This window comes from Colwellia sp. PAMC 20917, assembly GCF_001767295.1.
Classification (GTDB): Bacteria; Pseudomonadota; Gammaproteobacteria; order Enterobacterales; family Alteromonadaceae; genus Colwellia_A.
Window position 1 is genome coordinate 1,504,496 of sequence record NZ_CP014944.1, and the last position, 25,048, is coordinate 1,529,543.

At 39.0% G+C, this 25,048-nt stretch carries 26 protein-coding genes and 1 pseudogene; 1 reads left to right on the plus strand and 26 read right to left on the minus strand.

Going from position 1 to position 25,048, the window contains the following annotated elements:
- Positions 1-3 precede the first annotated feature (3 nt).
- The gene (gene ribH / locus A3Q34_RS06400; RefSeq protein WP_070374607.1) at positions 4-468 is read right to left on the minus strand and encodes a 6,7-dimethyl-8-ribityllumazine synthase; all 465 of its coding nucleotides are present in this window, start codon (positions 466-468) and stop codon (positions 4-6) included.
- Positions 469-595: 127 nt separating this feature from the next.
- On the opposite strand from ribH, the gene A3Q34_RS06405 reads away from it, so the two are divergent.
- Complete coding sequence (locus A3Q34_RS06405; RefSeq protein ID WP_070374608.1) at positions 596-901, plus strand: DUF6170 family protein; 306 nt, start codon at positions 596-598, stop codon at positions 899-901.
- Between the two features lie 111 nt (positions 902-1,012).
- On the opposite strand, the gene A3Q34_RS06410 is transcribed toward A3Q34_RS06405, so the two are convergent.
- The 25 genes and pseudogenes from A3Q34_RS06410 to fliJ all read right to left on the minus strand — a co-directional run bounded on the left by A3Q34_RS06410 (position 1,013) and on the right by fliJ (position 25,033).
- Positions 1,013-1,825, minus strand: coding sequence for an MlaA family lipoprotein (locus A3Q34_RS06410; RefSeq protein WP_231907441.1), 813 nt, complete (start codon positions 1,823-1,825; stop codon positions 1,013-1,015).
- Positions 1,826-1,938: 113 nt separating this feature from the next.
- Positions 1,939-2,409 carry a DUF2802 domain-containing protein gene (locus A3Q34_RS06415; protein ID WP_070374609.1) on the minus strand — a complete coding sequence of 157 codons (471 nt, stop codon included), beginning with the start codon at positions 2,407-2,409 and terminating at the stop codon, positions 1,939-1,941.
- A gap of 75 nt (positions 2,410-2,484) precedes the next feature.
- Positions 2,485-2,976, minus strand: coding sequence for a chemotaxis protein CheW (locus tag A3Q34_RS06420; RefSeq protein ID WP_070374610.1), 492 nt, complete (start codon positions 2,974-2,976; stop codon positions 2,485-2,487).
- 91 nt (positions 2,977-3,067) lie between these two features.
- The gene (locus A3Q34_RS06425) at positions 3,068-3,862 is read right to left on the minus strand and encodes a chemotaxis protein CheW (protein ID WP_070374611.1); all 795 of its coding nucleotides are present in this window, start codon (positions 3,860-3,862) and stop codon (positions 3,068-3,070) included.
- Between the two features lie 7 nt (positions 3,863-3,869).
- Positions 3,870-4,643, minus strand: coding sequence for a ParA family protein (locus tag A3Q34_RS06430; RefSeq protein WP_070374612.1), 774 nt, complete (start codon positions 4,641-4,643; stop codon positions 3,870-3,872).
- 26 nt (positions 4,644-4,669) lie between these two features.
- Positions 4,670-5,647, minus strand: coding sequence for a flagellar motor protein MotB (locus A3Q34_RS06435; protein WP_070374613.1), 978 nt, complete (start codon positions 5,645-5,647; stop codon positions 4,670-4,672).
- On the minus strand, positions 5,644-6,390 hold the full coding sequence (locus tag A3Q34_RS06440) for a flagellar motor protein (RefSeq protein WP_070374614.1): 747 nt from the start codon (positions 6,388-6,390) through the stop codon (positions 5,644-5,646). The genes A3Q34_RS06435 and A3Q34_RS06440 overlap by 4 nt, the downstream gene beginning before the upstream one ends.
- Positions 6,383-7,554, minus strand: a pseudogene (locus A3Q34_RS06445) (protein-glutamate methylesterase/protein-glutamine glutaminase). Before A3Q34_RS06445 ends, A3Q34_RS06440 begins: the two are co-directional and overlap by 8 nt.
- A gap of 66 nt (positions 7,555-7,620) precedes the next feature.
- On the minus strand, positions 7,621-9,720 hold the full coding sequence (locus A3Q34_RS06450) for a chemotaxis protein CheA (RefSeq protein ID WP_070374615.1): 2,100 nt from the start codon (positions 9,718-9,720) through the stop codon (positions 7,621-7,623).
- Between the two features lie 13 nt (positions 9,721-9,733).
- Positions 9,734-10,477, minus strand: a complete 744-nt coding sequence (locus tag A3Q34_RS06455) for a protein phosphatase CheZ (RefSeq protein ID WP_070374616.1) — start codon at positions 10,475-10,477, stop codon at positions 9,734-9,736.
- 48 nt (positions 10,478-10,525) lie between these two features.
- Positions 10,526-10,909, minus strand: coding sequence for a chemotaxis response regulator CheY (gene cheY, locus A3Q34_RS06460; protein ID WP_070374617.1), 384 nt, complete (start codon positions 10,907-10,909; stop codon positions 10,526-10,528).
- 51 nt (positions 10,910-10,960) lie between these two features.
- Positions 10,961-11,680, minus strand: coding sequence for an RNA polymerase sigma factor FliA (locus A3Q34_RS06465; RefSeq protein ID WP_070374618.1), 720 nt, complete (start codon positions 11,678-11,680; stop codon positions 10,961-10,963).
- 74 nt (positions 11,681-11,754) lie between these two features.
- Positions 11,755-12,597 (minus strand): MinD/ParA family protein, encoded by an 843-nt coding sequence (locus A3Q34_RS06470; protein WP_070374619.1) that lies wholly within the window; start codon positions 12,595-12,597, stop codon positions 11,755-11,757.
- Between the two features lie 112 nt (positions 12,598-12,709).
- Positions 12,710-14,284 carry a flagellar biosynthesis protein FlhF gene (gene flhF, locus A3Q34_RS06475; RefSeq protein WP_070377036.1) on the minus strand — a complete coding sequence of 525 codons (1,575 nt, stop codon included), beginning with the start codon at positions 14,282-14,284 and terminating at the stop codon, positions 12,710-12,712.
- 87 nt (positions 14,285-14,371) lie between these two features.
- Positions 14,372-16,474 carry a flagellar biosynthesis protein FlhA gene (flhA, locus tag A3Q34_RS06480; RefSeq protein WP_070374620.1) on the minus strand — a complete coding sequence of 701 codons (2,103 nt, stop codon included), beginning with the start codon at positions 16,472-16,474 and terminating at the stop codon, positions 14,372-14,374.
- A gap of 127 nt (positions 16,475-16,601) precedes the next feature.
- Complete coding sequence (flhB, locus tag A3Q34_RS06485; RefSeq protein WP_070374621.1) at positions 16,602-17,732, minus strand: flagellar biosynthesis protein FlhB; 1,131 nt, start codon at positions 17,730-17,732, stop codon at positions 16,602-16,604.
- The gene (fliR, locus tag A3Q34_RS06490) at positions 17,732-18,514 is read right to left on the minus strand and encodes a flagellar biosynthetic protein FliR (RefSeq protein ID WP_070374622.1); all 783 of its coding nucleotides are present in this window, start codon (positions 18,512-18,514) and stop codon (positions 17,732-17,734) included. The genes flhB and fliR overlap by 1 nt, the downstream gene beginning before the upstream one ends.
- Positions 18,514-18,783, minus strand: coding sequence for a flagellar biosynthesis protein FliQ (gene fliQ / locus A3Q34_RS06495; RefSeq protein WP_070374623.1), 270 nt, complete (start codon positions 18,781-18,783; stop codon positions 18,514-18,516). The genes fliR and fliQ overlap by 1 nt, the downstream gene beginning before the upstream one ends.
- Positions 18,783-19,592, minus strand: a complete 810-nt coding sequence (gene fliP, locus A3Q34_RS06500) for a flagellar type III secretion system pore protein FliP (protein WP_070377037.1) — start codon at positions 19,590-19,592, stop codon at positions 18,783-18,785. Before fliP ends, fliQ begins: the two co-directional genes overlap by 1 nt.
- A 53-nt stretch (positions 19,593-19,645) precedes the next feature.
- Positions 19,646-20,140, minus strand: a complete 495-nt coding sequence (gene fliO / locus A3Q34_RS06505; protein WP_070374624.1) for a flagellar biosynthetic protein FliO — start codon at positions 20,138-20,140, stop codon at positions 19,646-19,648.
- A 5-nt stretch (positions 20,141-20,145) separates the two neighbouring features.
- Positions 20,146-20,535 (minus strand): flagellar motor switch protein FliN, encoded by a 390-nt coding sequence (gene fliN / locus A3Q34_RS06510; protein ID WP_070374625.1) that lies wholly within the window; start codon positions 20,533-20,535, stop codon positions 20,146-20,148.
- A gap of 48 nt (positions 20,536-20,583) precedes the next feature.
- Positions 20,584-21,657: a flagellar motor switch protein FliM gene (gene fliM, locus A3Q34_RS06515; protein WP_070374626.1), complete on the minus strand. Its 1,074-nt coding sequence runs from the start codon at positions 21,655-21,657 to the stop codon at positions 20,584-20,586.
- Between the two features lie 43 nt (positions 21,658-21,700).
- Complete coding sequence (gene fliL, locus A3Q34_RS06520; RefSeq protein WP_070374627.1) at positions 21,701-22,249, minus strand: flagellar basal body-associated protein FliL; 549 nt, start codon at positions 22,247-22,249, stop codon at positions 21,701-21,703.
- Between the two features lie 89 nt (positions 22,250-22,338).
- A complete protein-coding gene (locus A3Q34_RS06525) occupies positions 22,339-24,453 on the minus strand; it encodes a flagellar hook-length control protein FliK (protein ID WP_070374628.1) in 2,115 nt (704 codons plus the stop codon).
- Between the two features lie 133 nt (positions 24,454-24,586).
- Positions 24,587-25,033: a flagellar export protein FliJ gene (gene fliJ / locus A3Q34_RS06530; protein WP_070374629.1), complete on the minus strand. Its 447-nt coding sequence runs from the start codon at positions 25,031-25,033 to the stop codon at positions 24,587-24,589.
- Positions 25,034-25,048 lie beyond the last annotated feature (15 nt).

Consider the following 25,048-nt stretch of genomic DNA (forward strand, 5'->3'; position numbering starts at 1 on the left):
CGCTTATATTTTATCTAAAACATTAACCATTTCTAAAGCACTTAAAGCCGCTTCTGCGCCTTTATTACCTGCTTTAAGTCCGGCACGATCTATTGCTTGCTCAACGGTATCGGTAGTAATAACACCAAAAGCAACAGGAATAGTGTATTCCATTGAAACTTGCGCTAAGCCTTTATTACATTCGCCCGCAACAAAATCAAAATGTGGAGTTCCGCCACGAATAACGGCGCCAATAGCAATAATGCCATCGAACTCGCCTTTACTTGCAATACGCTTAGCGGCAAGGGGTAATTCATATGCGCCAGGAACACGAACAATAGTAATGTCGTTATCTGCAACATTGCCATGGCGTTTAAGTGCATCGACTGCACCTTCTAATAAATTTTCAACTACAAAACTGTTGAAACGTGAAACAACGATGGCAAACTTTTTACCTGCTGCGTCAAAATTAGCTTCAATGATATTCATTTATAATTCACTCACAAAAAATTTGCCGCAATTCTACCAAACCCAGAGACAATTCGGTACTTGTTTGCTTAATTAAGTGTAAAAATACTGTAGAATAGTGCGATTACTCACTAAAAATACGATACCTATGGCTTTTATATTTTCAACAAATAAACTTCCCGAACTCGAAAGCTATACGCTTGGGCAAAGACAGCAGATTTTAACACTCGCTGCCGCTAAATTGACCGCACCAGAGAAGTTCGTATTAAATATTTTGAAGTTAATCATGTTGGTGCCACCCTTTATATTTATGGCACAATTAGAGGGGCTGCTCTTTGTGGTATCTTTGTTTAGTTTTCTAGCCGTGTATTTTATTTTACTTCGGCCAGTATCGTTAATTTTTACCCGTAAATATCTCAGTGTTGCGATCAAGCAGTTTAATAAATTAGCTTAATCTTTAATTATCACATCGAAAAACTTGCGGTTTACATTAACACTCACTGACTTTATTTTTTCAAAACAAGTGAAGCTTGGAGTATTGTAAGCTTCACTCTGCAAAGCAAGTTTATTGTTCAACGTCTGCCATGTTATCGAGTTCTTCTAAAAAGGCATTAATTTCGTCTTCACTTTCTTCATCAATCACGATGGGCGGGTTACCGTCATAAACTTTAAATTCCATATTTTGAAAGTAAGCATTTTTAACAAATTCGTACGAATCAATAGATTCATTAATAATTTGCTCTTGATCAACAAGCGCAGCTCGTTGTTCAAGACCAAGTACGGCTTGTCGAAATAAGTTAGGCCAAAAATCAATAATAGCTAAAGGCCAGTAGTATTTATCAACATAGTCACCTACTTCTTCACGAACTGAGCTTGGCCCAAGAGCCGGTATAACTAGATAAGGTCCATCTCCAACACCATATGAGCCTAAGACTTCACCAAACTCTTCTTGTGCTCGGATCCATTCAAAGTCACTTGCTGGGTCAAAAAATCCAAATATGCCGATAGTAGAGTTAAGGATAAAACGACCGGTACTTTTACCCGCTTCACTAAACTTTCCTTGCAGCAGGTTATTTATAACCGTTGATGGTTCGTTAAGGTTTAAGGCAACATTATGTAAACCAGACCTAAAATCTGTTGGCATATATTCAACATACGCTTGGGCTGTTGGTTTAAGTACATATTTGTCTGCATAATCCCAGGTAAAAGTCCAAAACGGTCGGTTAATCGACTCTAATGGATCTTTAGGATCTGAAACACTAGCACTATTTTCAGCTGGTGTTGATGAACAGGCAGAAATAACTAAAGCCAGTAGAATAATAACAATTTTTTTTGTTGGGTTATTGAACAAATAAGAAAATATAGCGGCTACTTTCACTTAGCGTCCTTGATATTGAGTAAAAAAATAATAACGCAGTTTACCACGCAAGAATGCAATGCAACATAAATCTTTAACTATTTATCCGCGGTAAAAGCATAAAATGATTGGTTTTAAGAAGGCGATGTTTTATTTCTGTGGACAGATATTAACATCTCAGCTTCAGCAAGTGGGATGTCACATTCTCGAACGACTTCATCTATCTCTGCGCCTAACTCAACGAGTTTAAAAGCACGTGAATAGAGTTTATCTTGCGGTTGCTGATTTTGAAATTGGTCGATTAATTGCTTTTGTAGCACACTCTCTTGTTGCAGTGTTTTAATACGATGTTCAAGTTGTTTACTGACTTGCTCGTTTTCTAACTGCAGACTTTCAAGCTTATTATTAAATTCAATCAATTGTTTATTTACGGTATTGTGCGACGACTGTAGCTCATTTATAAACAACTCTTGCGTTTCAAGTTGTGTCTTGAGCACTTTATGGGTGCGATAAAAATAAGTTTTTTGGCGATATATATAACCAATTAGCACTATAAAAAGCACAAAACTGCTAACTGAAATAACAAGTGGCGAGATAATAAACATAAACGCTTCTTAAACCATTACAACTAAATAAAGCCTGATAAGTCAGGCTTTATTTAAAGAGACCCAATAAACAGCCTAGAACTGTTTCAGTTCATCCCATTCGTCGTCAGAAAGTAACTGATTTAGGTCGACTAAAATCAATAACTCACCTTCTCTGTTTGAAACACCTTGAATGAATCGTGCACTATCGTCATTACCAACATTCGGAGCATCATCTATCTCAGAATTTTTTAAATAAACAACTTCAGCGACACTATCTACCAAAATACCAATAACTTGTTTTTCGGCTTCAATGATAACAATACGTGTATTATCAGAAATGTCCGCAGGTTTAAGTCCAAAGCGTTGTCTGGTATCAATGACAGTAACAACGTTCCCTCGCAGATTAATGATACCTAATACATATGTAGGTGCACCTGGCACCGGTGCAATTTCACTATAGCGCAAAACTTCTTGCACTTGCATTACATTAATACCGTAGGTTTCACTATCGAGCTTAAAGGTTACCCATTGCAACACTTCATCGTTATCTACGTTTTGATTTGTATTACGTCTATCATCAGCCATACAGCCTGCCTCTTAAATATCTTATTGAAAATCAATCTGTTTGATTATTCGTCTAGTGTACATAGTATAATACTATCTGGAGATCTAGCCATTAATCTTGGTTAATATTTGCGCCTGCGTCAAGTAACTTAATCAAAGACTCGACATCAAGCAGTGCACACATACGTTCTTTGACTAAACCAGCTAACCAAGGTCGCTTGTTCGGTAGGTCTAACCATTTTACATCTTCTTGCTCTAACGTCACTGTATCGACTAATGTTTCCGCCGATAATCCCCAATGACTATTTCCTAGCATGACAATATATTGATAGTTTAGCGAATTTATTAACGCTTCGTCACATTTTTCTGGCATTACCCATAAAGCGGTATTTACTACGTTAATTTTTTCATCTCGATGTAACATAACACCGGTAAACCATTTAGGTTTACCCATTAGACTCGTTGTCTTGTCTTCGTTATGTATACCACCCAATTCAATCAACGGCACTGCAATCGTTAAACCAGCAACATTAAAGAACATCGCTTGAAAACTACCCTTTCGATAATTTTTACTCTGATGAACAATTAATGGCTGATCACTTTTTCTTGTCTTAAGTGGTTCATCAAGAGTCAGTTGTGTTTTTTCTTCGACTTTTTCCTGAACTTTTTCTTCTACTATTTTAGGTCGTTCATTTTTTACAGAGCTTTTTACAGTATAAACAGGTTCATCTATTGGGTCGGCAATACGTTCAGTAATATCAACTTTTTGTAAAAGTTTTTCTAACGGTTGCTGATATTTTGCTTTTACAGCAATAATTGGCAGGTCAGATTCTTGCTGATCTTCAGTCAACAATTCTGATAAATAATTCTGCATTAGTTTCTTACTTGCAGCGAGTGACTTTGCCATTGGACAATTAACCTAATTTTTGCAGTTCTAATAAACTGCTTAGTAGTTTTTTATATGCACTAACACCACGTGTTAACGGTGCGTAATCTGAAGGTACCTGCATTGCATAACTGGCATTTCTAAAATTAGTATCTACCGGTATAACACCGGCCCAAACACTATCATCGTATAACTCTTGTAACTTTCTATAGGTCAGTAATGATGCCTTAGTCCGTTTATCAAACATGGTCGGCACTATGGTATATTTAAACGGCTTATCTTGCTCAACTTGCATAATATCCATTGTTTTCATCATGCGGTCTAGCCCTTTCAAGGCCAAGAACTCAGTCTGCACTGGCACAATAATACGTTGCGATGCCGCCAAAGCATTCACCATCAGCACACCTAAAATCGGTGGACAATCGATTAAGACATAATCATATTCATCGGCTATTTTTATTATCGCTTTTTTCAACACTAAGCCCATACCACCTTTATTACCGAGTGAACGGTCTAAAGTAGCTAAGCCCATAGTTGCCGGGAGTATATCTATATTGTCATATTTCGTTGGACATAAACTTTGCATTATTTGTTCTTTGGTTGAAACTTGAACAAATAAATCGTAAACACTTAACTCAAGATCTTCAGATTCGATACCAAAATAATAACTCAAAGAAGCATGGGGATCAGTATCTACCAACAACACTTTATAGCCCTGCTCAGCTAATAAGCCACCTAAGGAGATTGTTGTTGTGGTTTTACCAACGCCACCTTTTTGATTTGCTACGGTCCATACTACCAAGTTGCTAACCTACTTATTTCGTTATGCTAATTATTGTTCTGCTCAGAAGAGGGGTTATCATCTTCTCGTGTTGTAATTCTAATGCCACCGTTATCAAGTCTTATGATACGTATTTCATTATCCTCATCATCACCATTATCTATCTGCTTTATGGCTTCGACGTCTTTAATGCTGATGGTAGGGGTCGCAAGTAAATTTGACTTTTCTAAACCATATTTTGATATAGCGATAACAACACGACGGTTTTGCGCGCGGCCTTGTGCTGTTTTATTGTCTTCTCGTGGATAATATTGCCCATACCCCTCAATAGCCATACGAGCAGGATCAAGGGATAAGTCTTCAAGCACTCGTAAAATAGCGGTTGCTCTAAAAACTGATAATTCCCAATTTGAAGAAAATATCTCAGTATTAATCGGTTGGTTATCAGTATAGCCTCTTATACGAATAAAATTGCTGGATGAACCAATTACATCATAAATAACCGCAAGTATTGTTGTAGCGTTGTTGGTTGCTGATGATGAGCCGCTAGGGAAAAGCATACCACTGTTTAATTCTATTTCTAACCAATCGCCATCAATCTGCAGTTGCGCATAACCTGATTCGATTAATTCATACAAGGCGGTATGTAATTCTTTTTCTAGTGACGTTAGATTGGTGCCTACTTGACTGTCAGAAACATTAGAAAGTGTTTTCTCTCCGTCAAAAAGTTCAGGGCCAGCGACATCTAAAATACCATTACCAAACAAGCGCTTATTAGTTTTTGAGCTGTTAACATCGAGGATATCGTCACCATGCCCCCGATTTTTAGGTAATTTATTATTGGCTTGAAAAACTTTACCTATCGATTCTGTCGCGGTTTCATAGGGCTCTTCATCAACCATTGCCATTGCATATAAAACAACAAATAACGCAAAGAGCAAGGTCATATAATCGGCGTATGAAACTAACCATCTGTCGACATTATCATTTTCGACTGAATGTCGACGTTTCCTTAAGTGGTTCATTGCTCTAACCGAAAGGCCGACAACTTATTTTCAATGGCATGTGGATTTTCTGCTAATGCAATAGAAATAAGGCCTTCAGCAATCATTTCTCGGTACATCGTTTGCTGGTGAATAATAGCCTTTATTTTATTAGCAACCGGTAGGTAAATTAAATTGGCAAAACCAACGCCGTAAATAGTCGCAATAAAAGCCGTTGCAATGCCTTGTCCAAGTAAGGTTGGATCGGTAAGATTACTCATCGCATGAATGAGGCCAAGTACCGCTCCTAAAATACCTATGGTAGGACTGTAACCGCCCATAGATTCAAAAACATGAGCAGAGCGCAAATTATGCTCGCGATAAAGATCTAAATCTAATTCTAAAGAGACCCGCAAGTTGTCTACTTCTATACCATCAACTAATAAGTTAAGCGCTTTATTGGTATAAAAATCTTGTTCTTCTTCGGCAATATTTTCCAGTGATAAATATCCAGATTCTCGTGCTTTTTCAGACCAAGAAACTATCGAATCAATACCTTGGTCAATATCATACTTAGGGGGATAAAATATCCACTTTAATAAAGACAACGCATGAAAAAATTGCGCTGAAGATGACTGTAACATTACAGCCCCTAAAGTACCGCCAAAGACAATGATAAAGGCAGGTAACTCAAATAACGCAGCAAGGGAGCCTCCGTCAAGAATAAAACCTAAATATATGGCCGTAATTGCGACAAAAAGCCCGGCAATGGTTAACTTATCCATGGTCCACTTCCTTGATAATACTTTGGCTGATATCTTCTAATGCTAAAGATAAAACAGAAATACCTGCAACGGTAACGGCTTGCGGCATACCATAAACCACACAAGAAGCTTCATCTTGTGCCCATATTGTCGCCCCTTTACCTTTTAACATGCGAGCGCCTTCTCGACCATCAGAGCCCATACCGGTTAGTACAACACCCAATACTGAGCCACCAAATACTTTAGCTGCTGAGCCAAAACTCACATCAACACTTGGTTTAAAAGCAATCTTTTCAGACTTATCTTCTATAATTTTTAACTTGGCTAATTTTGGCGTGCCGTCAAGAATCATTTGCCTGCCACCAGGCGCTAGGTAAGCACAACCAGGTTTTAAAATATCCCCATCTGCTGCTTCCTTGACATTAATATTGCACAAGGTATTTAAACGATTGGCAAAAGCAAAAGTAAAAGCAGCGGGCATATGCTGTATTAAAATTATGGGTAATGGAAAATTTTGTGGCAATTGCGTTAATATTTTTTGTAAGGCAATTGGCCCCCCGTTGAGGTACCTATAGCAAGTAGTTGGTAACTTTTACCTGAACTTCTTTTAACAACCTGACTGCGAACACTTTCGCTTTGACTCGGTTCAGTTTTAGTTGTACGCAGCGGAGTTCTCGATTGAATGTCGAATTTATTTACGGGTTTACTCACCGGATTAGTGGCCGTTGAAGATAGGCTAATTCGTGACGCGTGAGCTTTTACTGCCAATTTTCTTTTCAATAAACCGTTAGTCTTTGCTAATTGAACCACTCGTTGACGCAGCAAACTACCCGCATCATCAGTTGTTTTGGCTATTTCACTAAATTTTTTCGGGAGAAAATCAAGTGCTCCGGCTTCTAAGGCCTCGAGGGTCGCATTAGCACCTTGATGAGTGAGCGATGAAAACATTAAAATTGATGTTGGCGCTTTTGCCATTATTTGTTTCACAGCTTCAATACCATTAAGCAATGGCATTTCTATATCCATGGTGATCACATCAGGCTTTAAAGACAGAGCTTTTTCGACAGCATCTTTACCATTTACAGCAACATCAATAACAGTAAGGTTCGGATCTTTATTTAAAATATCGGTAACTCGACGTCTAAAGAAACTCGAGTCATCAACAACCAACACCTTATAGGGCATTTATTATCTCATTTGTTATTATGAATGAAAAAGCCCTAATAAAATTTAATAGGGCTTTATTATGCGTTAAGAGCGTAATTTTTTATTAACAACAGATTTTTTTGCGTAAAATTTCAGCATATTAGGCACATCGAGAATTAACGCTATACCACCATCGCTGGTAATTGTTGCGCCGGCCATACCTGGTGTGCCGTGTAATAGACGGTCGAGTGGCTTTATCACCACCTCTTCTTGTCCAATTAGACTGTCGACCACAAAGCCAATTTGCTGATTGCCCAATTGAACAATGACCACATGACCTTTTTCTCTTGGCTTTTCAACAAAATCACGAACTAACCACTTATCTAAGTAAAAGAGTGGAATCGCCTTTTTACGAACAATAATGGTTAATTGTCCATCAACAACGTTGGTCGTGGTTAAATCAAGATGAAATATTTCATTAACGCCAGCAAGTGGTAAAGCAAACGTTTGCTTACCGACGATAACCATTAATGTCGGTAAAATAGCTAACGTTAACGGTACTTTAATCTCTAAGATTGTACCTACGCCCATTTCAGAATCTATACTTACCGTACCGTTTAACTGGGTAATTTTAGTCTTGACTACATCCATGCCAACACCACGGCCTGAAACTTCTGAAATCTCAGTCTTGGTAGAGAACCCTGGAGCAAAAATTAAACTAAAGGCTTCTTTATCTGTCATTCTAGCAGCAGAGTCAGCGTCAAGAACACCACGAGTAATCGCAATTTCTTTGAGCTTTTCTGCATCCATGCCAGCACCATCATCTTTGATGGTTAATAATATATGGTCACCCTCTTGAGAAGCAGAAAGTACCACGACACCTTCTCTTGGTTTCCCCAAGGCTTCACGCTTATCAGGCATTTCTATACCGTGATCTACAGAGTTTCTCACTAAATGCACTAATGGATCAGCGAGTGCCTCAACAAGATTTTTATCCAGATCGGTTTCTTCACCTTTAAGGACTAATTTAATTTCTTTATCTAAACTGCGCGCTAAATCTCGAACAACTCGAGGAAATCGTCCAAAGACTTTCTTGATTGGCTGCATACGGGTTTTCATTACCGCGCCTTGCAAATCAGTCGTTACCGCATCAAGGTTAGAAACAGCTTTCGTTAAGTCTTCGTCCTCTTTGGTTAAACCCAAACTTGTTAAGCGATTTCTCACTAAGACAAGCTCACCAACCATATTCATAATTTGATCAAGACGTTTAGTGTCAACCCTAACAGTCGTTTCACCCTGCATTGCTTTAGCGGGTGCTTTTTCTGGCACTGGCGCTTTAGCGACAGGTTTAGCTGCAGGCGCTAAAGGTGCTGGCTTCGCGGCTGGTGTTTGAGCAACAGGAGTTGGTGTTGGTGCGCTAGGTGCTGGAGTAACAGATAATTTCGGCGCTTGACCTTGACCATGTAATTCGTCTAATAAAGCTTCAAAGTCATCGTCACTTATTTCATCTGATGAACTGCTATTCGATGAAGATGGCTTACTTGAATTATTAGCAGCGACTTCAGGCGAAAAAGCCCCTTGACCGTGAAGTTCATCAAGTAAGGATTCAAATTCGTCATCTGAAATATCATTGCTGTCTGAAGACGTTGCTGTTGCTGCAGGAGCTGGAGCTGGCGTAGAAGCTGAGCCACCACCATGGAGTTCGTCGAGAAGCCGTTCAAATTCATCTTCTGACATTTCATCGCTAGAAGAACTTTCGCTTTCATGAGTAGCGACTGCTTCAACAGCGACTGGCGCAGGCGCTTGCTCTTTGCCTTCTGGTTGGCTTAAACGATGCAATTCTGCAAGTAATTGAGCATCCGCTTTATCAAGTTTCTCGCCGTTTTGAACTTGTACAAACATTTCATTTACAACATCAAGCGCTTGTAAAATAACATCCATTAAGCTGGCACTAACACTACGTTGGTTGGTACGTAACAGATCGAAAATATTTTCCGCGCCATGACATACGTCAACTAAATTATGTAATGCTAAAAATCCGGCCCCACCTTTAACGGTGTGAAAACCTCTAAAAATAGCATTTAATAATTCGGCATTATCGGGGTCGTTTTCAAGTTCTACGAGTTGTTCCGAAAGCGTTTCAAGTATTTCTCCAGCTTCTATTAAAAAATCCTGAAGAATCTCTTCATCTTGCTCAAATGACATCCAGCAACTCCTATTAAAATCCTAAACTTGATAAAAGGTCATCTACATCATCTTGGTCAGCGACAACATCATCACGTTGTGCTGCATTAACGATCGGGCCTTCAACTAAGTTATCACCTACTTTAGGTTTACTTCGCTCTGCATTACTATCTGTCGTAATACCAAAAGCGGTTAGCATACCAATCAAGCTATCCTCTACTTCACGAACTAGATCAATAACTTTACGAATAACTTGTCCGGTTAAATCTTGAAAATCTTGCGCCATCAAAACATCAGTCATTAAATCATGCATACGCACTGATTCTCTATCTGTCGTTTTTAATAATAAATCTATATCAACACATAAACTTTTAAATTCGGTTAATTCCAATTTGTTATGCATTAATTTGTGCCATAACGGATTAACAGCCTTTATTTGCTTTTGTATCGTATCCACAACGGGAAAAATAGATTCAACAGCATCCATGGTTTTATTAGCGGCTTCTTCCGTTCGCGTTATAACGTAGTTTAGACGTTCTTGAGCATCGGGGATATCTGCTGTCGCTAAATCATTTAACCGAGAATCTAATTGAAAATTATTTAATGAGTCATGTAGTTGGCGAGTCAGCTTGCCTATTTCAGCAAACAACTCAGAATTAATTGGATTTTGAATTTCAGCAATTAATTCATCTGCCTTATCTTGTTGACCACTTTCTAAATATTCGACCAGTAGCTTTGCTTCTTCCAAAGAAACATGCACATTTGTATTCGCACTCATGCAAAAACCTCACGTTTAGATTAATTAATTATCTATCTAATTAAGGAATTAACCTAAGCGTTCAAATATTTTATCTAACTTGGCGTTTAACGTCGCTGCGGTAAATGGTTTTACAATATAGCCATTAACACCGGCTTGAGCCGCCATCACAATTTGTTCTTTCTTTGCTTCAGCAGTGATCAGCAATACTGGGATATGTGATAATTTTGCATCGGCACGGATGGCTTTGAGCAAATCAATACCTTGCATACCTGGCATATTCCAATCAGTTACAACAAAGTCAAAAGAGCCTTCTTTTAACATCGGTAAAGCAGTGCTACCATCATCTGCTTCTGAAATGTTAGTGAAACCTAAATCTCGTAACAAGTTTTTGACGATACGTCTCATCGTTGAAAAATCATCAACAACAAGAACTTTCATATTTTTATCCAAGGCACCCTCCGGTGAGAACATTTTAAAATTGTGATTATATGTATATTCTACTCAACTTTGCCAAGATTGCATACGTCCTTTTAACCTATGCATCGCTTGACTGTGAATTTGGCTAACACGCGACTCACTTACATCAAGCACTTGACCAATTTCTCGAAGGTTTAATTCTTCGTCATAATATAGTGACAGTACTAGAGCTTCGCGTTCGGGTAAAGTGGAAATGCATGCTGTTAACGATTTTTTAAAAACTATTTTTTCAAAATTATCATAGGGATCGTTATTATTCACATCTTCCATATTCGATATAGCATCGGCCCCCGTACTTAAGTCTTCAATACCAATTATTTTACCGGTACTGACCTCACTTAGAATATGATGGTAGTCATTTAACGAAATATCAAGTTTTTCAGCAACTTCAATATCAGTTACATCACGACCTAAACTTGCTTCAAGCAATTTTATCGCTTCACTGACCATGCGGCTATTTTTATGAACAGAGCGGGGAGTCCAGTCACCACGGCGTATTTCATCAAGCATAGCACCACGGATACGGATACCAGCAAAGGTTTCAAAACTTGCACCTTTGCCGTGATCAAAATTATTAGACGCTTCAAGCAGGCCTATCATGCCTGACTGAATAAGGTCATCAACCTGCACACTCGCAGGCAACCTTGCTAATAGGTGATAAGCGATTCTTTTCACTAAAACTGTATGCTGCGAAATTATAGCAGATTTATCAGTTTGAATACTGTAAGCATTTGGTTTTACCACTATCGCTCACTCGCTAAATTATAGGAAAGATAAAGAACTTTCAACAAAGTACTCATATCTGATTACTCTTGTTGTTAATGTTCTAACAATTGTTCAATAAAAAACTCTAAATGACCTGATGCTTGTTTAGGCACCGGCCATTTAATTAAATTACCTGCTAAAGATTTAAAAGCAACTGCTGCAGGCGATTGTGGATAAGCTTCAACAATTGCTTTTTGTTTTCTAACGGAATTTCTTATATTTTCGTCAAATGGAATGACAGCAACGAGTTCAAGTGCAACATCTAAAAATCGATCGGTAACTTTAGAAAGCTTACTAAAGAGTTGCTGTCCTTCTTTTGGCGTTCTCACCATGTTGGCAACAACTTTAAATTTAAATACGCCATGATCTCGACTTAATAATTTCATTAAGGCGTAGCAATCAGTAATAGAGGTAGGTTCATCACAGACTACTAACATTACATCTTGTGAGGCACGACAAAAGCTTAGTACCATGTCGGAAATACCGGCTGCAGTGTCAACAATAAGTACATCAAACTTTGTGTTCATATCACTAAAAGCGCGAATTAAACCCGCATGTTCAGCAGGCGTTAAATCGACCATAGATTGTGAACCTGACGTAGCAGGAATGATATTAATGCCAGCGGGACCTTCAATAATTATATCGTCTAATTCACATTCGCCAGAAAGCACATGTGATAAGTTACGTTTTACCCGCAAACCTAGCATAACATCGACATTAGCCAAGCCTAAATCGGCATCTAAAACTAAAACTCGTTGTCCTAATTGTCCAAGTGCAATAGCGGTATTAAGCGAAACGTTAGTTTTACCTACTCCGCCTTTACCGCCAGAGACAGCAATGACTTTTACCGGAGCTGAATTTTGCATTTTTCTTAAGCCACTTGCTTGATCATTCATTTATCGTCTTTCTCTACTTTCTTACGAATAGCCATCAATTAATTTAGTATAACCCTATAATCATTTAATCTGCATATTTTTATAGGGTTAAAATTCACATATTTAGAACACGTTATGGAAATACAGCTGTATTGGCACTCATCGGTGCTGTTCGCCAATTTATTGGATTATTAATTTGATTTTTCGCACTCATTTTATCTGCTAGCGTAACGAGTTTTTCAGCATTTGCAACTTTAATATCTTCCGGAACTCTTTGTCCATCCGTTAAGTAGCCTATCGCTAAACCGTTTTGAATCGAAGTGGAAATTATTTCTCCTATGCTAAGGCTTTCATCAAGTTTAGTATAAATACAGCCAGCTAAAGGTACTTTTTTAAAGCGATCAACATTTTCTTGCATAACTCGTTGTTGAGTATTAGCAGCTAACACTAAATAGTTGCGAATTCTGACCCTTGCATTAGAAACTAAAGTAGTTAGGTGTTTAGCTAAACGCATATCACGTTGCCCCATACCTGCAGTATCAATAAGTATCAGTTTCTTTTTGGAGAACTGTTGCAACAATGTATCTAAGGTTTTTGCATCACCAGCAAGCTTTACATCACAACCAATAATTCGGCCGTAAGTGGCTAATTGTTCAAATCCAGCAATACGGTAGTTATCTGTTGAGATCATCACCACTTGGTCTGCGCCATGAATCTGAGCAAACCGCGCCGCGAGTTTAGCGACGGTAGTTGTTTTACCTACGCCGGTAGGTCCCACTAATGAAACCACACCACCACGATGAATAATGTCATTATTAGTGGTGTTAATTTGTTGGCTGATAAATTTCTTCGCTAATAACCAAGTATCTTGGTCATTTTTTTGTGCTGGAATATAGCCTGCAATTTGATCTGAAACTTGTTCGCTCATACCCAAAGACATTAGTCGATTAACCAACATCGCACGAGCGGGATCTTTTTGCGCCATATCCTGCCACATTAACCCCGAAATTTGATGTTCTAATAATTCACGAATAGAAGACATTTCGTGTTTCATCTTCTCTAAGTCGGCGTTATTTACATTTTGTTGCGGTAACCCATCGGTTGCTAAAGACTGTGCTTGGTTCATCACCGGCTGTTGATATGAGTCGCTTGATTGTTCATCACCTTGTTCTTGGCTATTTTGTTCTAAACGGTCGGTGAAGCTTTTAAATTGCTGCTCAATATTACTTGACGGTGTTGGTGTTGAAACTGGCGCTGAGTTATTAGGATTAGTTAGCTTAGCGGCTGCCTGGACAATTTTATCATGCTGAACTTGATTAATACCTTGACCAATATTTGCTGGTGCTTGCTGAACTTGACGGCTTAATAAAGCCGCTAAACTGTCTGAAGGTAAGCGAGTATCTTCTGCTGCCGAGTTGTGCGAAACACTAGGACTGGTCAAAGGATTATTTTGTCTAATATTGACCACATCATTGTCAATCGAACGGTCAAAACTGCTTGTTGCTTGCGCTGTTGAGTTGTTTTCAGGAGAATTTTGCATTACGGGTTGTGCTGCCTTAATTTCTACGTTGTTGTCAACCGCAGCCATTAGTTCAACGCCTTCAGGTACGCGTTTATTTGACATAATCACAGCGTCAGCACCTAGCTCGTCTTTGATTTGTGTCAGCGCACTTCTCATATCTTTTGCTACAAAACGTTTAATTTTCAAAACTAACCCCTTATCAACTGCAATCGCTGTTAATGACTTATTCATTTAACCGCAAATATTTTCTGCTGCTCATTACTGATATCGTAATTATTGACCTATGGCGCTTACTATCTTTATCTGCTTATCATCAGGAATTTCTTGGTAAGAAATCACCCGCAAGCCTGGAATAGTATATTTAACAAATTTAGCCAGTACCGCTCTTAAAATCCCTGAGGTTAACAATATTGGCGTATCACCCGCCATTTCTTGTTGTTGAGCACCATCAGCTAATGATTTTTGTAACCGTTCGGCTAAACCTGGTTCAATGCCAGCACCATCGTCGCCAGCCATTTGCATAGACTGGTGCAACATCTGTTCCAACTCTGGCGCCAAAGTTATGACAGGTACCTCAGTCACTGGCCCCACTAACTCTTGAACAATGAATTTACGCAAGGTAATACGCACAGCGGCGGTTAAAATTTCAGGGTCTTGGGACTTAGGACCATACTCAACTAACGTTTGAATAATACTGCGCATATCACGAACAGCAACACCTTCATTCATTAGGTTTTGTAGTACTTTAACCAAAGTACCCAGTGATAAAACATCAGGGATGAACCCTTCAATTAATTTAGGGTAATTTTTGCCTAACATATCAAGAAGGTTTTGTACTTCTTCATGACCAAGTAACTGTGCCGCATTATTTGTTAGTATTTGACTTAAATGAGTGGCAAGGACAGTCGATGCGTCAACCACGGTATAGCCTAAAGACTGTGCATGTTCGCGTTGTGCTGGTTTTATCCATACTGCTTCTAGTCCAAAAGCAGGATCGATTGTTGCCACGCCGTCAAGTTTGCCAAACACTTGCCCTGGATTTATCGCTAATTCATGATCGTGTCTAATTTCAGCTTCACCGATAGTCACGCCCATTAATGATATTTGATAAACATTAGGGTCTAAATCAAGATTATCGCGAATATGTACCGCCGGCACTAGAAAGCCAAACTCTTGGGATAGTTTTTTACGAACACCTTTAATACGGTTAAGGAGTTCCCCACCTTGAGATTTATCTACTAGAGGTATTAGGCGATAACCAATTTCTAAGCCGATAATGTCAACATGGTTAACATCGTCCCAACCTAAGTCTTTTACTTCTGCTTCTTGTTGCTGGGTTTCAACCTGTTCAGCATCTGACTTATCCGCTAATTGTTTTTCTTTGGCAATTTTGTACTTTCCACTTAAAAAGGCGGTTCCAGCGATCATAAAAGCAAAGAATAAAAACGCAAAGTGTGGCATGCCCGGAATAACCCCCATGACAAACATAACGGCGGCAGCAATATACAAAGAACGTTCTTGACCTAATTGACTGCTGACTTGCTCGCCCATGTCCTGAGAGGTATTTTGTCGCGTAACAACAATCGCCGTACCTACCGATAAAAGTAGACCTGGAATTTGTGCAACTAGGCCATCTCCAATCGTTAATAAGGTGTATATTTCAACCGCTCTGTCAAAGCTTAAATCGTGCTGTACCATACCGATAACGAGTCCACCGATAATATTAATCAATAAAATTAATATGCCGGCAACCGCATCACCTTTAACAAACTTACTGGCACCATCCATTGAGCCATAGAAATCAGCTTCACTGGTGACTTCGATGCGTCTTTCTCTTGCTTGGTCAGCGGTAATAAAACCTGCATTCAAATCAGCATCGATTGCCATTTGCTTACCGGGCATAGCATCGAGGGTAAAACGCGCGGTTACTTCAGCAATACGCCCAGCACCTTTAGTAACAACCACAAAGTTAATAATAATTAAGATAACAAAAACCACTAAACCAACCGCATAGTTACCACCAATAACCACAGAGCCAAAGGCTTCAATAACTTTACCCGCAGCATCAGGCCCTTCATGGCCTTCAAGTAGCACCACTCGTGTACTCGCGACATTTAGTGCTAAGCGTAAAATAGTGGCAATTAACAGTACGGCAGGAAAAGAGCCAAATTCAAGAGGTTTTAAGGTATAAACGGTGATCAGTAATACCACCAAAGATAAGGCAATATTAAAAGAAAAAAGTATATCGAGTAAAAATGCCGGCATAGGTAAAATAACCATACCAAGCGCCGCCATGATTAATATTGGCGTACCTAAACCAGAAAATAGGTTTATTTTACTTTTTTTGAACGCTTTAAATGAAGCAATTAACTGCATATTACTCTTATGATATTTTTTTGACGCATACCATGAAATAGCAATAAGTAGACCAACGTCGATTAAAAATAATTAGAGTGATGGATAAATCGACAAAAAACATTTAACTTAATGATTATAAAAAGTATTAATATTTGAATTCATCGGGGATAGGAAGATTTTTTGCAATCGGTTTTGGCCTTTTGGCTTTACCTTTTTTATGTTCGTTAAGTTGAAAAATAAAAGCTAACACTTGAGCAACTGCAGCGAAGAGCTCTTCTGGGATTTCTTGATTGGCGTCTGCGCTATAATATAAAGACCGTGCTAATGCCGGAGAAGCAATAATTTCAACATTATTTTCTTTAGCGATAGTACGAATATGCATCGCCATTTCATCAATACCTTTTGCCACTAACATTGGCGCACCACCGGCGGTGACATCATATTTCAACGCAACCGCATAATGGGTCGGATTGGTGATAACCACATCAGAGTCTGGCACTTCTTGCATCATTTTACGCTGCGACATTTCATATTGAGTACGACGAATACGACCTTTGATTTCAGGACTACCCTCAGAATTTTTCATTTCGTCTTTAATTTCTTGCTTTGTCATTTTTAACTGACGGTTGTGATCCCAAGTTTGATAGGGCGCATCAATCGCAGCAATAATACCTACCGATAAGGCTAATGCTAAAAACATCCACTGTAATAAAGTTACCGAGTGCTCTAAACTCAGTGGGATCAGCTCCAAACTAAGACCTAATATCTCTGGAAACAAACTACTTAACAACAGATACGCAACAATAAAAACCACAAAGAATTTCATTAACGACTTGAATAACTCGACTAAAGCTTTTATGCCAAACATACGCTTTAAACCGGCTAAAGGTGACAACTTACTAGCCTTTGGCGCCATAGCCTCAGCAGAAAAACTCATCCCTCCCAACATAGTATTGCCAATAAAAGCGGCGACAATAATAATAGAGAATATCCACAACATTGGCGCCACTAACGAGCCTACTGAGCCCCTAAGCACATTGTATAACGCATGAATGTCCATGACTTCTGCACGGCTCAAGCTAAATGACCGTTTCATAATTCCGGCTAAGCTTTCAGTTAACATACCGCCGACCAGCATTATCGCAACAGCACTCCCCACCAGCACAAACATAGTACCTAAATCTTTTGAACGTGCTATTTGACCTTTTTTTCTCGCATCAGCAATTTTCTTAGCCGTAGGTTCTTCTGTTTTTTCACCACTACCTGCATCAGCCATTAGTTCGCCTTACAATTTATGAGGTAACAGCTAAAATCGAGTGCCCGTTGCCATTGCAATTCATAATGCGTAAAAAAGTTACCCATCGTTAACCACATAATCAACAAACCCGCACACATAGTTACCGGAAAACCTATCGCAAAAATATTTAATTGCGGGGCTGCTCGCGTCATAACTCCAAAAGAAAAGTTAATCAGTAACATAGCCGTTAGTGGCGCTAATGCTAACGATAACGCGGTAACAAACATCCACTCGCCCCATTCAACCACTTCTTTAAATTTATCGGCCGTAAACTTGTACTCCCCGATGGGCAAGGTTTCAAAACTGGCAACAATAAATTGTATATAGGCTAAATGTCCGTCCATTGCCCAAAACATCAGGGTAGATAAAATCAAGAAAAACTGGCCAACTGCAGGAACATTCATGCCACTAACAGGATCAACGAGTGAAGCAAAACCTAAGCCCGTTTGCATGGCAATAATTTGTCCCGCTAAGGTAAAAGTATTAAGGACCATAACGGTAACTAGGCCAAGCGCAACACCAATAACCATCTGTTCAAACATAAGCAGCGCTGTTTCAAAAGAAATCAGGCTGCCAACTTGTGTTGGCGGGATTGCCGGCATAACGGCGACCGTTAATGTTACGCACAGAAAAATTTTAACTTTACCTGGAATGATTTTAGAACCAAAGCCAATCATTGCCATAATAAGCGCAGAAATGCGCGCGAAAGGTAAAATAAAGTCAGCAATATATTGCATCACAACTGACTCGGTGAATTCCACTAGCTCACCACACTGGGTATACTTGCAATCAGTCGGATAGTAAAATCCATGAGTTTTTGTACTAACCAATGCCCTCCAAAGATAAGGGCTAAAAGTGTCACGATTAGTCGAGGTAAAAAGCTTAATGTTTGTTCATTAATTGATGTTGCTGCTTGAAATACAGCAACGATTAAGCCAACACACAAACCCGGAATAATAATCGCAGACACCAAAACAATCACTAAAAATAGTGCATCACTGAGTATGTCGACAAAAACTTCTGGATTCATTAAATACTCCCCATGCCATAACTCGTCGCGATAGTGCCTATCACTAAATTCCAACCATCAACCAGCACAAATAGCATTAGCTTAAAGGGCAAAGAAACGATCATCGGCGATAGCATCATCATACCCATTGCCATTAAAATACTAGCAACGACTAAATCAATTATCAAAAAAGGAATAAAGAGCATAAAGCCTATTTGAAAAGCCGTTTTTAACTCGCTAATAATAAAAGCAGGAATAATCACGGTCATGGGTAAATCAGTGGGTTGATCAACTTCAACAATACCCGCCATATTGGCTAAGGTTTGTAGATCTTTAATTCTGGTTTGTTCAAGCATAAACGCTCTTAAAGGAATTTTTGCACTATCTATTGCTTGTACTGATGTCATTTGATCGGCTAAATAAGGTTCAATCGCTCGTTGATTTATTTCATTATAGACAGGCGTCATAATGAACATGGTCATAAAAAGCGTTAAACCTATAACCACCTGATTAGACGGTGTTTGTTGTAATCCTATCGCTTGTCTTAAAATGGCCATGATCACGACAATACGGGTAAAAGAGGTCATCATAATAATCGCCGCAGGAATAAAGCCTAATGCGGTCATAAACATTAATATTTGCAGGGTTACCGTATATTCTTGTGAACCGTCAGGGTTTGTTGTCAACTTCAATGCCGACATACCCAAATCATCAGCGGCTAATACCGTTTGACTGGCAAAAAAAGCAACAAGGAGGAAAAATAAAAAAATAAAACCTTTTACTGAAAATAAACGGGTCAGTAAATTTTCGAGTGGATTTTTTTTTGCCATAGCGTTAGCAGAACATTGCGCCGTTTTAGCACCATCGTTTAATATCGAGTCTTTCATGAGTATTTTTCACTATTGGCTTTATTCGCAGAATTACGGCTAAAGCGTGCTAATGTTTGACTAAGTTCTATCGGCACACCACTTTTAACTTCAATAGGTTCGGCTAGCGTATCAAGTATATTAATTTGTTGGCCGGTAACACCGAGTAACAATTGTTTTTTACCCACTTGCACCACCACTAATCGTTCTTTGGAGCCTAAATTTAAACTAGTCACCACTTTTAAACCATTTACTGAGGTGCCGCCTACTTGAAGCTTTTTTAATAGCCAAGCAACAATAACGATAGCAACGAGTACCGCCAATAATGAAACGATCATGCTACCGGCATCAATATTACCCATAACATGTCGTCCTACTTCGACGGTCGCCGGTGCTGTTTGCGCTATAACGGGAGCGTCGTCTGTTTCAACGACGGTTGTTGCGACGATACTTTCTTGAGCATGGCCCAAAAAAGTAAGTAAGCTTAGCAAGCTAAAAAGTAAAAAACGCATCAGTATTACTTCAACTTTTTAATACGTTCAATTTGGCTAATAACATCGGTTAATCGAATACCAAACTTATCGTTTACCACAACAACTTCACCATGCGCGATTAACGTACCATTGACCAATACATCGAGGGATTCACCCGCAACTCGGTCAAGCTCAACAACAGAGCCTTGGTTTAACTGTAATAAATTACGAATGCTAATATGGCTACGTCCAACTTCCATTGAAATAGTCACCGGAATATCTAAAATCGCATCCAGTTTACGTTTTTCATCACCCGTTATTGGTGCATCTTCTTCAAGCTCTTCTAACTCAACAGTTTCGGCTTTGGCTGCAGCTTCGGCTTGTTCATCCATCGCTTCATCCCACATGCCTAAATCATCGTCTTTATCACTCATGCCATTGGCCTCAAATTTATTTTCTTGTTTACTGCTGCTTTAATAAAATTATTCATAATCGAAATCGTCTTCTAAAAGATGTAATTCAGCGTCGCTATCTAAGCGCTTACCCCCTTTAGTTAATATCGTTAATTCGTTTTTCACTGATTCAGGTCGTTTAATTTTTTCAGATATTTTAATCGCAACATTATCGCGACTACGGCCTAGTTTTGCTCTAAACGACGGTAAACCTTCAATTAATACCGTAATATGTTCTGGCATCTCAATAGGAATAATATCGCCCTTCTCTAAGTCCATAATCTTTTGTAAAGGTAGGTCTACAGAGATAAATTTAGTGGTTAATTCAACAGGAACGTCCATTATTTCATCGCGTAGGGCTTTCGACCATCGCATGTCGGTATCTTCTTTATCACTTTGTACACCGGCATCAAGTAGCTCGCGGATAGGTTCGAGCATTGAATAAGGCAAAGCAATGTGAAAATCACCTCCACCACCATCAAGTTCAATATGAAAAGAGCTGATCACTACCACTTCGGTAGGACTAACAATATTGGCCATCGACGGGTTAACTTCAGAATCTAAATACTCAAAAGAGACATCCATCACGGGTGACCAAGCTTCTTTGTAATCTTCAAAAATTAACTTTAACAGCATTTGAATAATACGACGCTCTGTTGGCGTAAATTCACGACCTTCAATTTTTGCATGATAGCGACCATCGCCACCAAAAAAATTATCAACTAAAATAAAGACCAGCCGCGCTTCCATAGTAATTAATGCGGTGCCTTTTAATGGCCGAAAACGTACCATATTTAAGCTTGTAGGCACGAATAAGGTATGAACATATTCGCCAAACTTTATCATCTGAATACCATTAATTGATACTTCAGCAGTGCGGCGCATCATATTAAATAAACTGATACGCATATGGCGTGCAAAACGTTCGTTAACCATTTCCAGTGTTGGCATCCGGCCACGAACAATGCGATCTTGTGATGAAAAGTCATAGTCAGACGTGCTGCCAGCTTCACGGGCAAAGTCTTCAACTAGCTCCTCTTCTTCAACGTCATCAACACCGTGTAATAGCGCATCAATTTCGTCTTGAGATAATAAATCACTCACTGAATAGTCTCTTTAATTAAATGCATTGTTTTATCGCATAGCCTTATTGCATTACAAAACCGGTAAATAATACCTTTTCAACCACATTACTACCTTCAACTTCTTTCATAACTTTATGAACTGCTACTAAAGATTTCTGTTTCAATGAGGTTTTTCCGGCACTGGTTGCTAAATCATCGGCATTTGATTGAGAAAAAGTCGCTAGTAAAGTACTTTCAATTAATGGTACATGCTTCTTTGCCGCTTCTTCATTATCAGAGCCACGTATTAATAACTGCACTCTGATTTCTACGAATCTGTCGCGGGCAGCGCCGGGAACATTAAAGCGAAAAGGTCTTGGCATAGGTACATAAAGCGCAGTGCCTGTACTGGCAGTAACACTTTCAGCGACTTCGCCTTCAGTCGCACTATCAACGTCAAGCTCAGCATCAAGTTGCTCTTGAGAAACAGCATCATCTCCAGCCAGAAAAAAATAAGCCGCTCCACCGCCAACAGCCAATATTACAACAGCAGCAATGATAATAATCATCTTTTTGCTTTTGCCTTTACCGTCTAATTCTAATTCTTTACCTTCGCCTTTATCATCAGCCATCATCAAGCCTTTATTATCTATTTAAATGTTAAAATTACTTTCAGTCAACTATATCGTTGAATGGTCAGCGAGCCAATGAGTTTTGTCATTTATGCGTAGTAATCTATACCAGTTGACGAACCTTTAACCAAATGTAGTGTTTGAGTATCACTTAAATCTGAAAATTCATTCTCGTTACCGTCACCACCACCTTGGCGACCTTCACCGAGTTCTTCTTGGTTCTTTTGTTTACTTTGCTGTTCGACATTCGCATCACCGACATTCACGCCACTTTCAGCAAGCATCTCTTTTAATCGCCCCAAATTTTGATCGAACGCTTCTTTAGCCTGCTGATTTTGAACAGTAAAATTAACAACCGCCTGTTCATTTTGCAGATTTATTTTTACGTTCACATTACCTAACTCTTGTGGGTCAAGACGAATTTCAACCTGCTGAAGCTTTTGGTTCATCATCACCATGACTTTGTCTTTCAACGCGCCAGTAAAGTCTTTACGGTATACCGATAAGGCTTCATTTTGTAAGGCTGTCACTTGCTTGGCATTTGTTGCTGATTGGGCCGTTGATTGCACATGGTCACTGGTTAATTTAGTGATCATTTCCTCCGCAGAAGCCGTAGATTTTGTTACTTCATTATTGGCTCGATGCATATCTCTATTAAGAGTATTCTCAATACTTGTACTGACTTGTTTCTTATCAAATATTTCATTAATAGTTTTTTCTTTGACTTGAGCATCATTGTTAGCCACTTTATCAAGCTGAGTTAAGCTTTGTGCCTGCTTTTGGTTTTGTTGCTCTGCCGACTGATCTTTAGCTGGCTCTTTAAATTGTTCACCGGCATTTAAATTTTGTGTTTCAAGGGTTTTCTGGTTTATCTGATTAACCCCTCGACTATTATTTGCGTTATTTTCCTGAGCTTGTTTTTCACCTGGGACAGCTACGCTTGAAAAAACAACATTATTCGTATTGACCTTATCAGCATCAATTGCTATTTCGTTAACCAAGCTTTCATTTTTAAGGGTTACAGGTAATACCGCTCCAGCCAACTCTTTATCGACCGACGTTTTACTATTGCTGATACTTTGATTACTTTTATCAGGAATTATAGCTTTGTCTTGATTGGCGATAAGTGCAGCTTTAATTTGTTCAAGTTCAGTATCCGTGGGCGCTTTTTCCATATCCGCTAATAGCGCTTCAAGATCACTTAAAGGCATCGCCTGTTTCGGTACATTATTGGTTTTATCTACAATCGGCTCTGCTTTTAACGACGTTTCGCTTTGAGCAGGAGGAACGGATTGCGTGGAAAGTTGGCCATTAACATTCGTTGTTTTTAGCGAGGGATCTTGTCCTTCACTGTTTGTTTTTTTCTCCAATAATGCAGATAAAACTAATTCAGCCTCCCCTTGCACAACTTTATCAGCAACGACTTTGGGTTCGCTAGCTAGGTCAACTTTCTTTGATGGCATTTCACTGTTAACGGTTACTGGAACGGTTAATGATTTAGCTAACTCTGGCGCAAGGCTATCTTTTGCTAGGGTATTATCACTGGTCACTACATTTTCTTGGCTATTGCCACCAAGCACTTGCCTTAACATTGCTGCTAACTGTGTTTTTTCTTGTTGATTACTACCAGCCACAACTATTGATGGTTTTTCATTAAGTTGTGATGGTATCGCACCGTTATTTTTCACCGTATCATTTAATAGTTGTTGTGACGCAGATAACAATGACATTAATTGCTCGGTACTTTTATCTGTATTTTCAGGTGCGGTGGAATTAGTATCAAGATTAATTAATCCGCTAGCTTTGTGTTCCGGTGTCTCTTCTTGGCTATTTTCTACTCGAACATTTTTTTCACTAGTCGCTGTATCATCATAAGGCAATCTTTGTGAAGCTTCGCTTTGGTTAATTTCTGTATTAACCTTCTCATCAGAAACTCCACCCATTTCCTTTTCTTTTGGTTGCACATCCGTTGTGGAAGATTTTTCTTGGGGTGCTTTCTTTTCAGCATTAATTTCGCTAGCAAGTTTCATGTTATTGCCACTTGCCTGTTGCTTTTTGCCGCTTTGTTGACTTTGATAATGCTGGTCAACCATTTGTGCAAAATCTTTAGTTGAATTTTTGGATGTGCTAATCGCTCCTGACTGAACAGGGCTAAAGTCCTTACTTGGCGAGATATCTATGGCTAATGGAGTAACTTGCGGCATAGTAAACCTTTTTATTTCAATGGTAAATTTGAGCTATATTTACAATGATGACAACGTCGTTTATTGCGAATACTTTTTATATTAGTTAAATAAGCAAGTATTGTTCCACTTAGAAATTACAATTTAATTCACTTTATCCTCGCATTTTTCGACGGACAAATTGTTGAGTAGCAATTTCATCAAACATTTTTTGTTCTTGCTTGTTAGCGATAAGGGTCAACGCTTGTGTTTTTTTATCAAGCAATAGTTCTACCGCTTGAATTTTTTGTCGCTGCGCTAGCCAGAGCTGTTTGCTCTTTTCCACCATCGCCTTACTCTGCATAATCGCAATATCAACTTGCCCAGCAGCATAATCGAGCTTGGCAATAAAGGCATGAAAATGACTAAACGTCGCGCTATCAATACCCACCATAGAGCGAGCATTCAAACGTTTCATATATTCAAGACGATAGTCACTGACACTTTGTAAACGTTCAAGATTTTGTTGGTATTCAAATTCAGCAGTTTGCAGTGCTTGCGCTGCTTTTTTTTCTTTATCCTGTTCATAGCGATGTAAGGTATTCAGTTGCTTTAATGGCATAACGTCCTCCTAGAT

Excerpts from the sequence above, each read along its gene's own strand:
- fliJ (WP_070374629.1), bottom strand. The coding sequence starts at position 25,033 with ATGCCATTAAAGCAACTGAATACCTTACATCGCTATGAACAGGATAAA.
- A3Q34_RS06440 (WP_070374614.1), bottom strand. The coding sequence starts at position 6,390 with ATGGATAAGTTAACCATTGCCGGGCTTTTTGTCGCAATTACGGCCATA.
- A3Q34_RS06450 (WP_070374615.1), bottom strand. The coding sequence starts at position 9,720 with ATGTCATTTGAGCAAGATGAAGAGATTCTTCAGGATTTTTTAATAGAA.
- A3Q34_RS06405 (WP_070374608.1), top strand. The coding sequence starts at position 596 with ATGGCTTTTATATTTTCAACAAATAAACTTCCCGAACTCGAAAGCTAT.
- A3Q34_RS06455 (WP_070374616.1), bottom strand. The coding sequence starts at position 10,477 with ATGAGTGCGAATACAAATGTGCATGTTTCTTTGGAAGAAGCAAAGCTA.
- A3Q34_RS06525 (WP_070374628.1), bottom strand. The coding sequence starts at position 24,453 with ATGCCGCAAGTTACTCCATTAGCCATAGATATCTCGCCAAGTAAGGAC.
- fliQ (WP_070374623.1), bottom strand. The coding sequence starts at position 18,783 with ATGAATCCAGAAGTTTTTGTCGACATACTCAGTGATGCACTATTTTTA.
- flhB (WP_070374621.1), bottom strand. The coding sequence starts at position 17,732 with ATGGCTGATGCAGGTAGTGGTGAAAAAACAGAAGAACCTACGGCTAAG.
- A3Q34_RS06415 (WP_070374609.1), bottom strand. The coding sequence starts at position 2,409 with ATGTTTATTATCTCGCCACTTGTTATTTCAGTTAGCAGTTTTGTGCTT.
- flhA (WP_070374620.1), bottom strand. The coding sequence starts at position 16,474 with ATGCAGTTAATTGCTTCATTTAAAGCGTTCAAAAAAAGTAAAATAAAC.
- ribH (WP_070374607.1), bottom strand. The coding sequence starts at position 468 with ATGAATATCATTGAAGCTAATTTTGACGCAGCAGGTAAAAAGTTTGCC.
- A3Q34_RS06420 (WP_070374610.1), bottom strand. The coding sequence starts at position 2,976 with ATGGCTGATGATAGACGTAATACAAATCAAAACGTAGATAACGATGAA.
- fliN (WP_070374625.1), bottom strand. The coding sequence starts at position 20,535 with ATGAGTGATAAAGACGATGATTTAGGCATGTGGGATGAAGCGATGGAT.
- fliO (WP_070374624.1), bottom strand. The coding sequence starts at position 20,140 with ATGCGTTTTTTACTTTTTAGCTTGCTAAGCTTACTTACTTTTTTGGGC.
- fliL (WP_070374627.1), bottom strand. The coding sequence starts at position 22,249 with ATGGCTGATGATAAAGGCGAAGGTAAAGAATTAGAATTAGACGGTAAA.
- A3Q34_RS06425 (WP_070374611.1), bottom strand. The coding sequence starts at position 3,862 with ATGGCAAAGTCACTCGCTGCAAGTAAGAAACTAATGCAGAATTATTTA.
- fliP (WP_070377037.1), bottom strand. The coding sequence starts at position 19,592 with ATGGCAAAAAAAAATCCACTCGAAAATTTACTGACCCGTTTATTTTCA.
- A3Q34_RS06435 (WP_070374613.1), bottom strand. The coding sequence starts at position 5,647 with ATGAACCACTTAAGGAAACGTCGACATTCAGTCGAAAATGATAATGTC.
- A3Q34_RS06470 (WP_070374619.1), bottom strand. The coding sequence starts at position 12,597 with ATGAATGATCAAGCAAGTGGCTTAAGAAAAATGCAAAATTCAGCTCCG.